Source organism: Tropicimonas aquimaris (assembly GCF_042676185.1).
In the GTDB taxonomy this organism is placed as follows: Bacteria; Pseudomonadota; Alphaproteobacteria; order Rhodobacterales; family Rhodobacteraceae; genus Tropicimonas; species Tropicimonas aquimaris.
Genome location: NZ_JBHTJT010000046.1, coordinates 118,522 through 131,693, shown reverse-complemented (window position 1 = coordinate 131,693; position 13,172 = coordinate 118,522). Strand labels below are relative to the sequence as shown.

The 13,172-nt window shown below is 67.7% G+C and carries 13 protein-coding genes; 8 read left to right on the top strand and 5 right to left on the bottom strand.

Features of this window, described 5'->3' with window-relative positions:
- The first annotated feature begins 4 nt into the window (after positions 1-4).
- Entirely contained in the window at positions 5-3,451 is a 3,447-nt protein-coding gene (locus ACFQ2S_RS18985; protein WP_386076902.1) for an efflux RND transporter permease subunit, read from the top strand.
- Between the two features lie 35 nt (positions 3,452-3,486).
- Here the strand turns inward: ACFQ2S_RS18985 and ACFQ2S_RS18980 are convergent, their stop codons facing one another.
- The gene (locus ACFQ2S_RS18980; protein WP_386076900.1) at positions 3,487-4,305 is read right to left on the bottom strand and encodes a protein-disulfide reductase DsbD domain-containing protein; all 819 of its coding nucleotides are present in this window, start codon (positions 4,303-4,305) and stop codon (positions 3,487-3,489) included.
- Between the two features lie 115 nt (positions 4,306-4,420).
- On the opposite strand from ACFQ2S_RS18980, the gene ACFQ2S_RS18975 reads away from it, so the two are divergent.
- A complete protein-coding gene (locus tag ACFQ2S_RS18975) occupies positions 4,421-4,990 on the top strand; it encodes a YqgE/AlgH family protein (protein WP_089230596.1) in 570 nt (189 codons plus the stop codon).
- Between the two features lie 83 nt (positions 4,991-5,073).
- Here ACFQ2S_RS18975 and ACFQ2S_RS18970 read toward each other — a convergent pair whose 3' ends face one another.
- Positions 5,074-6,027 (bottom strand): L-threonylcarbamoyladenylate synthase, encoded by a 954-nt coding sequence (locus ACFQ2S_RS18970; protein WP_386076898.1) that lies wholly within the window; start codon positions 6,025-6,027, stop codon positions 5,074-5,076.
- A gap of 125 nt (positions 6,028-6,152) precedes the next feature.
- Here ACFQ2S_RS18970 and ACFQ2S_RS18965 point away from each other — a divergent pair, with 125 nt between their 5' ends.
- From ACFQ2S_RS18965 to ACFQ2S_RS18945, 5 genes are all read left to right on the top strand, one after another.
- Positions 6,153-7,862, top strand: coding sequence for an acyl-CoA dehydrogenase (locus ACFQ2S_RS18965; RefSeq protein ID WP_386076896.1), 1,710 nt, complete (start codon positions 6,153-6,155; stop codon positions 7,860-7,862).
- A complete protein-coding gene (locus tag ACFQ2S_RS18960; RefSeq protein ID WP_386076894.1) occupies positions 7,859-8,920 on the top strand; it encodes an MBL fold metallo-hydrolase in 1,062 nt (353 codons plus the stop codon). Before ACFQ2S_RS18965 ends, ACFQ2S_RS18960 begins: the two co-directional genes overlap by 4 nt.
- Before the next feature lie 21 nt (positions 8,921-8,941).
- Entirely contained in the window at positions 8,942-9,397 is a 456-nt protein-coding gene (locus ACFQ2S_RS18955) for a DUF6173 family protein (protein WP_386076892.1), read from the top strand.
- 95 nt (positions 9,398-9,492) lie between these two features.
- Positions 9,493-9,633, top strand: coding sequence for an aa3-type cytochrome c oxidase subunit IV (locus tag ACFQ2S_RS18950; protein ID WP_386076890.1), 141 nt, complete (start codon positions 9,493-9,495; stop codon positions 9,631-9,633).
- A 29-nt stretch (positions 9,634-9,662) separates the two neighbouring features.
- Positions 9,663-10,343, top strand: coding sequence for a hypothetical protein (locus ACFQ2S_RS18945; RefSeq protein ID WP_386076889.1), 681 nt, complete (start codon positions 9,663-9,665; stop codon positions 10,341-10,343).
- On the opposite strand, the gene ACFQ2S_RS18940 is transcribed toward ACFQ2S_RS18945, so the two are convergent.
- Both ACFQ2S_RS18940 and ACFQ2S_RS18935 read right to left on the bottom strand, forming a co-directional pair.
- On the bottom strand, positions 10,329-10,661 hold the full coding sequence (locus ACFQ2S_RS18940) for an AzlD domain-containing protein (protein ID WP_386076887.1): 333 nt from the start codon (positions 10,659-10,661) through the stop codon (positions 10,329-10,331). The two genes, ACFQ2S_RS18945 and ACFQ2S_RS18940, sit on opposite strands and share 15 nt — an antisense overlap.
- Positions 10,658-11,371: an AzlC family ABC transporter permease gene (locus ACFQ2S_RS18935; RefSeq protein ID WP_386076885.1), complete on the bottom strand. Its 714-nt coding sequence runs from the start codon at positions 11,369-11,371 to the stop codon at positions 10,658-10,660. The genes ACFQ2S_RS18940 and ACFQ2S_RS18935 overlap by 4 nt, the downstream gene beginning before the upstream one ends.
- A gap of 150 nt (positions 11,372-11,521) precedes the next feature.
- Between ACFQ2S_RS18935 and ACFQ2S_RS18930 the strand changes: the two genes are divergently transcribed.
- Complete coding sequence (locus tag ACFQ2S_RS18930; RefSeq protein WP_386076884.1) at positions 11,522-12,109, top strand: GNAT family N-acetyltransferase; 588 nt, start codon at positions 11,522-11,524, stop codon at positions 12,107-12,109.
- Positions 12,110-12,112: 3 nt separating this feature from the next.
- Here the strand turns inward: ACFQ2S_RS18930 and ACFQ2S_RS18925 are convergent, their stop codons facing one another.
- Positions 12,113-13,159, bottom strand: a complete 1,047-nt coding sequence (locus ACFQ2S_RS18925) for a hypothetical protein (RefSeq protein ID WP_386076883.1) — start codon at positions 13,157-13,159, stop codon at positions 12,113-12,115.
- Positions 13,160-13,172: the final 13 nt, after the last annotated feature.

Here is a 13,172-nt window from a genome sequence, read left to right as displayed (position 1 = left end):
ACAGATGGACAAGACGGTTCCCGCTCCCCAGCACCGCGGCCTGTTGTCGTATTTCACGCGCCACGGAACGGCGGCGAACCTTCTTCTCGTGGTCCTGATCGTCGCCGGTCTGGCAGCTTTCCCGCGCATGCGGGCGCAGTACTTCCCGGACGTGGTGCTCGATACGGTTACCGTTCACGTCAACTGGGACGGCGCCGGCGCGGAAGACATCGACCGCGCAATCGTGGAAACGCTTGAGCCGGCCTTGCTGGCCGTTTACGGCGTCAGTTCCTCCACCTCGAGCGCGCGGGAGGGCAGCGCCCTGATCCGGCTGGAATTCGAGCCCGGCTACGATATGGGCCGTGCCACAGAGGACGTGCAGCAGGCGGTCGATTCCATAACGACCTTCCCCGAGGACGCCGACGATCCGCGGGTGAATCGGGATGAATGGCGCGACCGGGTCTCGGACGTGGTGATCGCGGGGCCGGTCGGGGTTGATCTGCTCGGCCGGTTCACCGACGAGTTCATTGCCCGGCTCTACGCCGAAGGCGTGACCCGGACCACGATCCGCGGGCTGGCCGCGCCGCAGGTGATCGTCGAGGTGCCGACGCTCGCGCTGGTTCGCAACAACGTGACGATGGCCGATATCGCAGAGGCTATCGCGGGCGAGGTCGATGCCTCTCCCGCCGGCGACGTGGCAGGGGCCAACGCGCGGGTCCGGACCGGCACGGAAAAGCGCTCCGCCGACGAAATTGCCGGCATCGCCCTGCGCTCCAATCCAGACGGCTCGCGGCTGACGATCGGCGATGTGGCAACGATCCGCGTCGAGGGCGTGGACCGCAACCGCACCTATTTCGTCGGTCCCAATCCCGCGATCTCGGTGCGGGTGGACCGCTCGACCCAGGGCGACGCGCTGGAGATTCAGGCAACGGTGGAGCGGGTCGCGGCCGAGATGCTCGAGGGGCTGCCCGAGGGCGTGACCATAGACCTGATCCGCACCCGGTCGGAGTCCATCTCCAGCCGTCTCAACGTGCTGCTCGAGAACGCGGCGATGGGGCTCGTTCTGGTTGTGGGTCTGCTGTTTCTGTTCCTGAACGCGCGCACCGCGCTCTGGGTTGCCGCTGGTATCCCCGTCGCCATGCTCACGGCGATTGCGCTGATGTGGGCGGCGGGGCTGACGCTCAACATGATCTCGCTCTTCGCACTGCTGATCACGCTCGGCATCATCGTGGACGATGCGATCGTCGTGGGCGAACACGCGGATTTCAGGGTGCGGCGGCTCGGCGAGCATCCGGTCAACGCCTCGGAAAACGCGGCGCGCCGGATGGTGGCGCCGGTCTTTTCCGCGACCATCACCACCGTCATCGCCTTTGCAGGGCTGACCGCTATCGAGGGGCGGTTCGGCGATCTCATCGCCGACATTCCCTTTACCGTCATCGTGGTGTTGATCGCCTCGCTGGTCGAATGCTTCCTGATCCTGCCCAGCCACCTCGCGCATTCGCTGCATGCCTCGGCCAAGGCGGATGCCTGGTACGACTGGCCGTCGCGCATGGTGAACCGCGGCTTCAGCTGGTTTCGTCACACCCTGTTCCGCCCCTTCGTCGCGCTGGTCCTGCGGTTCCGCTACCCGGTGATCGCGGGCCTGATCGTGCTGCTGTCGAGCCAGGTGGTGCTTTTGGTGCGGGGCGACGTGCAGTGGCGTTTCTTCTCGGCCCCCGAAGAGGGCTCCGTCTCCGGCAACTTCGCCATGGCGCCGGGCGCGACGCGTGCGGACTCGCTGGAACAGATGCGCGCCTTCCAGGCTGCGGTGGACGAGCTCGGGGCGGAATACGCCGAGACCTATGGCACCAACCCGGTGACTTACGCGCTGGCCGAGATCGGCGGCAACACCGGGCGCGGGCTGTCGGGAACGGATGGCAAGGACCCCGACCAGCTCGGCTCCATCGCGGTGGAGCTGATCGACCCGGACCTGCGGCCCTATTCCAGCTTCCAGTTCGTCAGCGACCTGCAGGACCGCGTCGAGCGGCATCCGCTGGTGGAGACGATCAGCTTCCGCGGCTGGCGGTCGGGGCCGGGGGGCGATGCGCTCGACGTGCAGTTCTTCGGCGCGAGTGCCGACACGTTGAAGGCCGCCGCGGAACGGCTCAAGCGGGAGGTCTCGCGGTTCGGCGAGGTCTCGGCGGTGGAGGACGACCTTGCCTATGACAAGGAGGAGCTGATCCTCGACCTGACGCCGCAGGGGGCCGCCTTGGGCTTCACCATCGACGAACTGGGCCGGGTGCTGCGCAACCGGCTGAACGGGATCGAGGCGGCGACCTACCCGATGGGCGTGCGCAGTGCCGAGATCCGGGTCGAGCTGCCGGAGAGCGAGCTGACCGCCGATTTCATGAGCCGCACCCAGCTTCGGACGCCGAGCGGCGCCTACGTGCCGCTGGCCGATATCGTGGAGGTCAGCCGGCGCGACGGCTTCTCCACCATCCGCCGCGAGAACGGCATCCGGGTGGTCAGCGTGACCGGCGACATTGCCGAGGACGATCCGGCGCGTGCGCAGCAGATCGTGGAGACCCTGCGCACCGATATCCTGCCGCGGATCGAGGAGGAGATGGGCGTTTCCTACCGGCTGTCCGGGCTTGCCGAGCAGGAGCAGGATTTCCTCAACGACGCCATGGTCGGCTTTGGTTTCTGCCTGATGGGCATCTACATCACCCTCGCCTGGGTGTTTTCAAGCTGGACGCGGCCGCTGCTGATAATGGCGGTCATCCCGTTCGGGCTGATCGGCACGATCTACGGTCACGCGTCCTGGGGCATGCCGCTCTCGATGTTCACCGTGGTCGGGCTGATCGGCATGTCCGGCATCATCATCAACGATTCCATCGTGCTGGTGACGACGGTCGACGAGTATTCCCGCGACCGGGGCCTGTTCCCGGCGATCGTGGACGCCACGTCGGACCGCCTGCGGCCGGTGCTGCTGACGACGATGACCACCGTGATCGGCCTCGCGCCGCTGCTCTACGAGCCTTCGCGGCAGGCGCAGTTCCTGAAACCCACGGTGATCACCATGGTCTACGGGCTCGGCTTCGGCGTGGTGCTGGTGTTGCTGATCGTGCCGTCGCTTCTGGCGATCCAGCAGGACGTGATCCGCCAGTGGGATGCGCTGCGACGGGCATTGCGGCACCGGGGCAGGGCGCGCGCCATCTCCTGGCTGACGATCTGCGCGGCGCTGCTGGTGGCCGGCGTGTTTGCGATGACCATGGGGCATGTCGCGCTGACGGGTGAAATCTGGCCGCCCTTGGCCAGGGCGCTCGGACTGCCGGAGCTGCGGCCGATCGTGGTGCTGGGCCTCTTCGCGGCGAGTGCCTTCGCGATCCTGATGGCGGTCTTCGTCGTGGGGGCGCTTGGACTGCTCCTCACGCGGACGCGGGGAGCGCGGACGGATGGCGGGTTCGGTCAGGAGAACGAGCCGGCGGCCTGACGGCACGGCGCAGTCTTCCGGCTCGCGAGAGGCGGTCAGCGGGTGGTGCAGCCGCGGATGTCGACTGCGGAATGCGCGCCGATCACGGTGAAGCGCAACGCGCTTCGGTCGAGCGCCACCGGCATGCCCGAGGGCGGCACCAGTTCCGCGAGCACGCGCAGGTCGTCGCCATTGCGCTCTGTCTGAGGCTCGGAGACCCAGATCCGCGGATCGTTGGTCTCCACCACGGCCACTTCCCCGCCCGTCAGGCGCGGCATCCGGATCGTGGCTTCGATCTTCAGCCCGTCGCTGATCGGCGCGATGTCGCAGTCGACCTCCGACACCCCGGCGCGTTGCGCGGAGACTGGGCGCTCGGCCAGCGCCGCGTGAATCGCCATGTCGGAGGCCCCCTTGCCCGACAGTTCGGCTTCGAAGGACAGATGCGCCGGTACGCAGATCGTCTCGCAGACGCCGAGGTCCATCGCGCCGCGAAGCCGGATCGGCGCGGTGGGATCGCTGGGGTGCAGCTCGATGGGGAGGATCAGTTCGTGCTTGTAGCCGATGGTGCGCAGCCCGTAGGAATCGAACACCTCCGGGCTCGGCCAGTGATAGACCACGGCCTTGAGATTGTCCGACCCGGCCCAGGAGAAATTTGGCGGGATGCCGGTGTCGCCCGGCGCGCGCCAGTAGGTCTTCCAGCCGGGCGCGAGCGTCAGGCGGAGCGCCGACATGCGGGTGCCCGAAGCCGTCACCCAGCCACTCAGGACCTCGCCCCGCACCACATCGGCGGGAACTTCGCCGGCTGCATCGGCGGCAGGTGCCAGCGCACAAAGCGCGGCGATGGCGAGGGCGGGAACAGGGCGGGTTGTGAACATGGTGGCAACAGTAGTCAGAGCCGGTGAAATGGGAAATCACATAGTGGCGACGGAAACGTGGGCGTGGCTTTACGGCCTCTTGTAAGCACCCGGCAGGCGTCGCATTGTTCGGGTAATGACCGATTTCACGATGGATCTCTCAGGCAAGCTCCTGATCGCAATGCCGGGCATGGGCGACCCCCGCTTCGACAAGTCGGTGGTCTTCATCTGTGCCCATTCCGAGGAAGGGGCGATGGGGCTGATCATCAACCAGCCGGCGCCGGACCTCGATTTCGCCGATCTGCTCGAACAGCTGAAGATCGAGGTCGCCGATCCCGACCTGCCTACGCAGATCCACATCGGCGGGCCGGTGGAGCACGGGCGGGGATTCGTGCTGCATTCCGGCGAGTATGACATCGCCGATTCGACGTTGCGGGTGGACGAGCGTTTCGCGATGACCGCGACGCTGGAGATCCTGGAGGACATGGCGCGCCATCGCGGCCCCCGGGATGCGCTGCTGGCGCTTGGCTATTCCGGCTGGGCCCCGGGCCAGCTGGAGAGCGAGATCGCCCAGAATGGCTGGCTGACCTGCGATGCCTCGCGCGAGATCGTGTTCTCCCGTGACAATGCCCAGAAATGGGAGCTGGCCCTTGCCACGCTCGGAGTCGACCCGCTGACGCTCAGCGCCAGCGCCGGCCGCGCCTGACACCGGCCTTCGCCGCTCAACCCTGATGAACGCGCCCGGCAGTTGCGGCGCACATTGGGTATTTTGGCCAAGAAGAGGGGGGGTCAGCCGCGCGGTGCGGCGGCGCGGGTGAGGCGGTCGTTGATTGCTCGGCCGAGGCCGTGATCGGGGATCGGCGAGACCGCGATCGGTCCGGAGCCCCCGGCGTCCAGCCGGCGCAGATAGGCGAAGAGGTTGGCGGCGGCCTCCACGAGGTCGCCCGAGGGCGAGAGGTTCAGCGCGGCGTCCGTGGCATCCGGGCCGAAGCCGAGCAGCCGCTCGCCGGGGCGCGCTTCGGTGGCGTTCAGCCGGATCGGCGCGTCGGGCGCATAATGCGAGGGCAGTTGGCCGGGGGCGTTCGGGCTGTCGCTGGTCGGCGCATGGGCGAGCGGGCGGCCGAGTGCGGTTTCGATGGCCTCGGCGGGCAGCCCGCCGGGACGCAGCAGGCGGGGATGGTCGAAGCAGCCGATGATGGTCGATTCGATGCCCACATCGGCCGGGCCTCCGTCGAGCACCGCCGCGATCCGGCCCTCGAGCCCTTCGAGCACATGATCGGCCGTGGTCGGGCTGACCTTGCCCGATGGATTGGCCGACGGGGCGGCGACCGGTCCGCCGAAGCTGCGCAGAAGGCTCTGCGCAACCTCGCCCGCCGGCACCCGTATGCCGACCGTCCGCAACCCGGCGGTGACGAGATCGGAAATGCCGGAGCCGTCGCGCAGCGGCAGCACCAGCGTCAGCGGGCCGGGCCAGAAGGCATCCGCGAGGGCGTGCGCATCGGCGTCGAAATGGGCGATCGCCTCGGCCGCGGCCAGGTCGGCCACGTGCACGATCAGCGGGTTGAACTGCGGGCGCCCCTTGGCCGCGAAGATCGCCGCCACCGCCCGAGACTGGCGGGCATCGGCGCCGAGGCCATAGACCGTCTCGGTCGGAAAGGCGACGCAGTCGCCCCGGGCGAGCAGGGCGGCGGCGCGGTCCAGGCCCGCGGAATCCGGTTCGAGACGTTCGGTAACGGTGGTCATGCGCTTTCGTGACGCTGCGTTGCGCTTTGTGCCGCAACGGTGCAATCGTTAGTTTTCCTTTGGGGCCCGGTGATACGCCGGCGGCTCCGCCATGCCAAGGCCGCAGATACGAGGGTACCTCCCCCATGACTTACCGCGCTCCGATCGCCGATCTCCGCTTCCTGCTGGAGCATGTGGTGGACTTCGGCAAACTCCGCTCGACCGAGCTGTTCTCCGATGTCGGCGAGGAGGTGACGGATGCGATCCTGACGGAAGCCGGGAAACTCTGCGAGGAAGTCATCGCGCCGGTGAACCGCCCTGGCGACAAGACCCCCTCGACGCTCGAGAATGGCCGGGTGCGCTCGGCCCCCGGCTACGCCGAGGCCTACAGGGCCATTGCCGAGGGCGGCTGGGTTTGTGTTTCGGCCCCTGCGGACTACGGCGGGATGGGCTTGCCGGTGACGCTGCAGACGGCGATCAACGACATGATGTCGTCGGCCTGCCTGTCGCTTCAGCTCAACCCGCTGCTGACTCAGGGACAGATCGAGGCGCTGGCCGCCCATGCGAGCGACGAGATCAAGGCGCTCTACCTGCCCAAGCTGATCTCGGGCGAATGGTCGGGCACGATGAACTTGACCGAGCCCGTGGCAGGCTCCGACGTCGGCGCGCTGACCTCGAAGGCCGAGCCGAACGGCGACGGCACCTACGCGGTGACGGGCCAGAAGATCTATATCACCTGGGGCGACGCCGATTTCGTGGACAACGTCTGCCACCTGGTGCTGGCGCGGCTGCCCGATGGCAAGCCGGGCACCAAGGGGATCAGCCTGTTCATGGTGCCGCGCAACCTGCCGGATGCCGACGGGGCGCCGGGTGTCGCCAACAGCCTCAAGGTCGTCAGCCTAGAGCACAAGCTGGGCATCCACGGCTCACCCACCTGCGTGATGGAGTTCGACGGGGCCACCGGCTGGCTGATCGGCGAAGAGCATGGTGGCATGGCGGCGATGTTCACGATGATGAACAACGCCCGTCTCGGGGTCGGGTGCCAGGGGATCGGCATCGCCGAGGCGGCGACCCAAAAGGCGCTTGCCTATGCCCTGGAGCGCAAGCAGGGCAAGGTCGGGGGCACCGGCGCGATCATCGAGCACGCGGACGTGCGGCGGATGGTGACGACAATGAAGGCCGAGACCTTTGCCGTGCGCGCCATCGCGCTGGCCAATGCGGTCGCGATCGACATGGGCGAGGCGACCGGTGAAGAGGACTGGAAGGCGAGGGCCGCGCTGCTGACGCCGATCTCGAAGGCGCACGGGACGGATATCGGTCACGAAATGGCGCAGCTCGGCATCCAGGTGCATGGCGGGATGGGCTTCATCGAGGAGACCGGCGCCGCCCAGTTCGCCCGCGACGTGCGCGTGACACAGATCTACGAGGGCACGAACGGCATCCAGGCGATGGACCTGGTGGCCCGCAAGATGATGGACGGCGGCGCGGCGGCCTATGCCCTGCTCGACGAGGTCGAGGCGGCGGCGGAAGCCGCGCGCGAGACGCTGCCGGACCTCGCCAGGCCGATCTTCAACGCGGCCGAGAACTTCCGCGAGGCGACCGAATGGCTGGTGGAGCAGGAGATGGAGGACCGGTTTGCCGGCTGCGTCGCCTATCTGCGGGCCTTCGCCCGGGTGCTCGGCGCGCATTACCACCTGCTGGCGGCGATGGCGGAGGGCGGCAGCGGGCCGCGGACCGGCCTGGCGCGGTTCTTCATCAAGCGGATCCTGCCCGAGCACGAGGCGCTGATCGCGCAGGTCCGGGAAGGCGCTGTGGGGCTCTACGACCTGAGCGTCGAAGACCTGCAGGCCGTATGACCGTGGACGGCACCGGCCGCAGCCCGATCCGCTATCCCCGCCCGACGCCGCCGGTTGAGGGCGAGGCGGTGGAGTTGGCCGAGGGCGTGCTCTGGATGCGGCTGCCGCTGCCGATGGCGCTCGACCACGTCAATATCTATGCCTTCGACGAGGGCGACGGCTGGACCATCATCGACGCCGGGATCAGCAGCCGGCGGGTCCGTGCGCTCTGGGAAAGCATGATGCAGACCGGTCCGCTGGCGGGCAAGCCGGTGCGCCGGGTGATCCTCACCCATCACCATCCCGACCACGTCGGCCTCGCCGGCTGGTTCCAGGCGGAACACGGGGCCGAGCTGGTGGCGAGCCGCACAGCCTGGCTTTATGCGCGGATGCTGACGCTCGACGTGCAGGAGAGTTGGCCCAAGGAAACGCTCGATTTCTACCGCGCGGCCGGGATGGAGCCGGCGATCTTTGCCGAACGCGCCGCCGGCCGGCCGTTCAACTTTGCCGACACGGTCTGGCCGATGCCGCTGGGCTTCAGCCGGATATCGGAGGGCGACACGATCCGCCTCGGCGGCCGGACCTGGGACGTGCGGATGGGCAATGGCCATGCCGCCGAACACGCCACCTTCTGGAGCCGGGACGACAGCCTCGTGCTCGGGGGCGATCAGCTCCTGCCCTCGATCTCGCCCAACCTCGGGGTCTATCCGACCGAGCCCGAGGCCGACCCGGTGGGCGATTGGCTGGAGAGTTGCGAGCGCCTGTCGGACCATGCCCGCGACGACCAACTGGTGCTGCCGGGGCACAAGCTGCCCTTTTACGGATTGCCGACCCGCCTGCGCCAGCTCATCGATAACCATCACGGCGCTTTGGACCGGCTGCTCGACCATCTGAAAGAGCCACGCACCGCGCATGACTGCTTCCCGGCGCTCTACCGCCGGCAGATCGGTGCCGGGGAATATGGGCTGGCCCTTGTGGAATCCGTCGGGCACCTCAATCATCTGTACCACTCCGGCAAGGTCACCCGCCGGCGCCGCGAGGATGGCGCCTGGCTATGGCAACGGGTCGGAGAGGGGTAGGACACAGCCGGGGAGCGCGCGATGGACAGCAGGGAAACCGAAGACACGCACCAGCACCTGCCGCGCGCGCAGGCGATTCACGCCGACCCGGAGGCGCGGCGCACGGTCGAATGCCAGCCGCTTCCCGATATCGCCCTCACCCCGCCCTCCAAGAAAAGCGCGGCGAGATGGGCCTACGAGCGGTTGATCCTCTACATCAAGAACTTCGAGGAACTGCTGGACGCAGACCACGAGGTCGCAATGGGCTTTACCGGGGCCAGCGCCGGGGTGCTCCGGATCGAGGGGATCGGCTATTTCGACCCCGATATCGTGACTTTCTACGGCTCGGACGCCGACGGCACGCGCACCCAGCTCATCCAGCATGTCAGCCAGCTCAACGTGATCCTGCGGGCGCTTCCGAAGCGGCTGGAGGCCAGCGAGCCGCGCCGCATCGGCTTTCGCCTCGCCGAAGGTCTGACCGATGAGGCTCAAACCTGACCGCGGTCGCGCAAAATCGTCAGAGGTGGCCTTAACAGCCCCGAACAACTGAGCTAAGCAAGGCAAGCGACGGGACATCGACGAGGAGACAGGACGTGTCGGGAGAAAGCTACAAGCACGGCAGCATGGATATTTCCACTCAGGAAAAGACCTTTGACGGCTTCATCAAGATGGTTGTCCGGACCGCGATCCTTTGCATCGTCGTCCTGATCTTCATCGCGCTGGTCAACGGCTGACATTTTTCGGGAAAGAACGGGGAAGGCGGATGAGAGCCATTCTTCTGGCGGTGTTCCTGCCTTTTCTTCTGAGCGCTTGTACCGAGCCCGGCCCATGGGCGACGGAGCAGGAGATCCGGGCTGCAGCGGTCCGCGATGACGGGCCGCCCACCATCACGCTGTTCACGATGATCAACAACCGCACCGGCGACGGAGCCCACAGCGGGCTGATGGTCAGCGGATCGCAGCGGATCATCTTCGATCCGGCGGGCACGTTCTACCACCCCTATGCGCCGCAGCGCGCCGATGTGCACTATGGCATCACCGACCGGCTGGTGGATTTCTACATCGATTACCACGCGCGGATTACATACCACGTTGTCCGGCAGGATGTCGTCGTCACCCCGGAGCAGGCCGAGATCGCCCTGAAACGCGCGCAGCAATACGGGGCTGTCTCCAAGGCGTTCTGCACGACGTCGATACACAGGATCCTCCGCGGCGTGCCGGGGTTCGAGGATATTCCCGCCTCGCCGCGACCCAAGCGCATCATGCGCGCCTTTGACGAGATCCCGGGCGTGCGGATCCGGCGCTACTACGACGACAGTCCGGACGACCGCTCCGACCTGATCACCGACAGCCCTGCCGCGCGCGAGGACATTCGCGTGCTCGAAGGGCCGGAGCCCACCACCCGCGCGGGCCGCGCGGCGGCGCAACAGCTACCCACCAACTAGGGCAAGCCCGACGTAGAGCGTGACCATCCCCGACAGGATGGACAAGAACACGTTGCGGGTAAGATAGCCGGCAATCGCGGTCACAGCGGCTGCCGCCATCCGGGCCGGGTCCGGCGTGCCGCCGGTGGCATCGGGCCAGACGACCAGCGGTGCGATCAGCCCCGGGATCACGGCGACGGGCGTGTAGCGCAGGTGGCGCAGCACCCAGTCCGGCAACTTGCGGTCACCGATCAGTCCGAGAAACGAAAACCGGATCATGAACGTGCATATGCCGAGGGCGAGGATCAGACCCCAGATCGTGGCGTCGGAATAGCTCATGGCAGGCCTCCGGGGTAGAGCTGTCGTTCGACCTCCGCGCCGGCGGCCAGCGCCGCCACCGCGGCGATCAGCAAGCCGAAATTGTAGGGAAGCCCGGCCAGCGCCAGCCCGAGCGTCACGGAGACCAGAGCCGCCGCCAGGTGCGCCGGCGTTCGCACGGCGGGGCCGATGATCGCGATGAAGGTGATCGGCAGGGCGAAGTCGAGGGCGAATTCGGGCGGGATGCCGCGCCCGATCACCGTGCCGATGAAGGTGAAGGCGATCCAGACCGGCAGAAGCGGCGTGGAGGCGCCGAAGTAATAGGCCACGCGCTGTTGCATCGGCATATCGCGGTCCATCTCGTAGCGTGAGAGTGCGGTTGCGAAATTCTGGTCGAAGAGCATGTATGCGACCAGCGCTCGCTGCCACAGCGGCGCGGAGCCGAGATGCGGCGTGAGGGAGGCAGAGTACATCGCCATCCGCAGGTTCACCGCCAGCGCCGACACCAGGATGATAATCGCGGGCGCGTGGTCGTTCATGAGCTGCAGCGCGGTGAACTGCGCCGCCCCGGCCACCACCACGGAGGTGAAGGCCATCACTTGCAGGACGTCCAGGCCGGTCTCGGTCGCCACCACACCGAAGAGCAGGGCGAAGGGGGCCACCACGAGGAGGAACGGCGCGCTGGCGCGGCAGCCCGCGAGAAAGGCGGATTTCGTGGTGGAGAAGGGCAAGCGGGACCTCTAGGCTGTACCCATTGGCGCTTAGGCGATGCGGGGACCACATGCAATCGGGCACGGCAGGGAATTCCCAAGCCAGCCAATACGGTTGGCAGTATTGAGGCAGGCATGGGCAACCGGGCGGCATCCGCTGAAACGCGCGCCATGAGGATCGTGCGCGGCTTCCCCGACGAGCGGCGCGACGAGGTGGCCGCGCTGTTCTGGCAGGCCTTCTCGGGCAAGCTCGGCCGGGTGATGGCGCCCGAACGGCGGGCGCTCGATTTCATCACGCACGCCCTGCGCCCGGCCCATGCCTTCTCGGCAGAGACGAACGACGGGCGGCTGCTCGGCGTCGTCGGTTTCAAGACCCAGAAAGGGGGGCTCGTGGCCGGCGGATTCTCAGATCTCGCGCGCAGCTACGGCTGGTTTGGCGCGCTCTGGCGCGGCCCGCTGCTCGACCTGATGGAGCGGCCGCTCGCGGAGGGTGAGATGCTGATGGACGGGATTTTCGTCGATGCAGAGGCGCGCGGCGAGGGGGTCGGCTCGGCGCTGATCCGCACCGTGATCGCGGAGGCGCGGGCGCTTGGCATGAAAGAGGTCCGGCTGGACGTGATCGACATCAACCTGCGCGCCCGGGCGCTCTACGAACGGCACGGATTCCGCCCCGCGGGGCGGATCGAGTCGGGGCTGCTCTCGGTGCTCTACGGGTTCCACCACGCCACAACGATGCGGCTGGAGCTGTCGCCGCGCTGATCCTCAGTCGAAGGTGCCCGAGACGCGGCCGAGCAGCATGAAGGCGCGGGCGCTGCGGGTCTCGGCGAAGGCCGCGACCTCGGCGTCGGTGGCTTCCTTTTCGAAGCTCGCGAAGGTCGAGTCGAAGCGGCGCAGAAAATGGTGCGCGCTGTCGCGGAACACCGGGTCCTGCCGCATCCGACCGGCGGTGAGCGCCAGGCTGGAGCGGTCGCGCACGCCACCAAGCGCCGCCACCGCACGGCCACGTTCGCCCTGCGCGAACTTGCGCCAGATCTCCGGTCGGGCCCGGTCGGGGGCGAGATCGTCCATGTAGATGCGGTCTTCGGCCAAGAGCGTCAGCACGTCCTGCGCAGAGCGCACCAGCGGCCCGGCCATCGGGTCCTTCAACGCCATCCGCAGGGCCCGGAAGCCTTCCTTGTCGGCTTCGGTCTCGGGGAAGTTCAGTGCCTTGATAAAATCCGCGGCGGTCAGGGGCGGGGCGTTCTCCTCCGGCATCGAGCCGAGCGCCAGCGAAGGCTGGTCCAGCTCGGGTTTGCCGGTCGGTTTCTTCGGCCCGCTCAGGGCCTCGCGCTCGCCGGAGCCGGCAAGGCTCGCGGCAGTCATGCGGGCGTTCACCGCGGTCAGATGCGCCAGCGCCGCCTCGGTCTTCTTCTGAACCCGGACGATCTCGTCGAGCTTCTGCTCCAGCGGCTGGCGGATGCCGTTGGGCTGGCGCTCCGCCTGGTCGACATAGGCATGGCGCATCGCGTCGATCGCCGCCTGCAGACGGGCGCTCTCCTCGCGCATGAGCCGCGCGCTCTTGGCCGCTGCGGCGCCGACAAGGATCAGCGCCACCGGCAGGAAGATCGCGAGCACCGTCATGATGATCCGGACCGGGTCGGCGCCCGTGCCCGGCGTTTCCGGCTGCGGCAGCACGAGGAAGAACACCCCGGCCCCGAACAGCCACAGGGCGCTCAGGCCAAGTGCGATCCAGTCGGCACTGTCGAGCCCCTCGCTGTTCGCGGCGGTCTCGGCCTTGTTGGAGCGTTTTGGAGCCAACCTCGAGTTCATCAGCAGGAACTAT

Excerpts from the sequence above, each read along its gene's own strand:
- ACFQ2S_RS18975 (WP_089230596.1), top strand. The coding sequence starts at position 4,421 with ATGACCGATTTCACGATGGATCTCTCAGGCAAGCTCCTGATCGCAATG.
- ACFQ2S_RS18925 (WP_386076883.1), bottom strand. The coding sequence starts at position 13,159 with ATGAACTCGAGGTTGGCTCCAAAACGCTCCAACAAGGCCGAGACCGCC.
- ACFQ2S_RS18945 (WP_386076889.1), top strand. The coding sequence starts at position 9,663 with ATGAGAGCCATTCTTCTGGCGGTGTTCCTGCCTTTTCTTCTGAGCGCT.
- ACFQ2S_RS18965 (WP_386076896.1), top strand. The coding sequence starts at position 6,153 with ATGACTTACCGCGCTCCGATCGCCGATCTCCGCTTCCTGCTGGAGCAT.
- ACFQ2S_RS18940 (WP_386076887.1), bottom strand. The coding sequence starts at position 10,661 with ATGAGCTATTCCGACGCCACGATCTGGGGTCTGATCCTCGCCCTCGGC.
- ACFQ2S_RS18980 (WP_386076900.1), bottom strand. The coding sequence starts at position 4,305 with ATGTTCACAACCCGCCCTGTTCCCGCCCTCGCCATCGCCGCGCTTTGT.
- ACFQ2S_RS18985 (WP_386076902.1), top strand. The coding sequence starts at position 5 with ATGGACAAGACGGTTCCCGCTCCCCAGCACCGCGGCCTGTTGTCGTAT.
- ACFQ2S_RS18955 (WP_386076892.1), top strand. The coding sequence starts at position 8,942 with ATGGACAGCAGGGAAACCGAAGACACGCACCAGCACCTGCCGCGCGCG.
- ACFQ2S_RS18970 (WP_386076898.1), bottom strand. The coding sequence starts at position 6,027 with ATGACCACCGTTACCGAACGTCTCGAACCGGATTCCGCGGGCCTGGAC.
- ACFQ2S_RS18930 (WP_386076884.1), top strand. The coding sequence starts at position 11,522 with ATGAGGATCGTGCGCGGCTTCCCCGACGAGCGGCGCGACGAGGTGGCC.
- ACFQ2S_RS18960 (WP_386076894.1), top strand. The coding sequence starts at position 7,859 with ATGACCGTGGACGGCACCGGCCGCAGCCCGATCCGCTATCCCCGCCCG.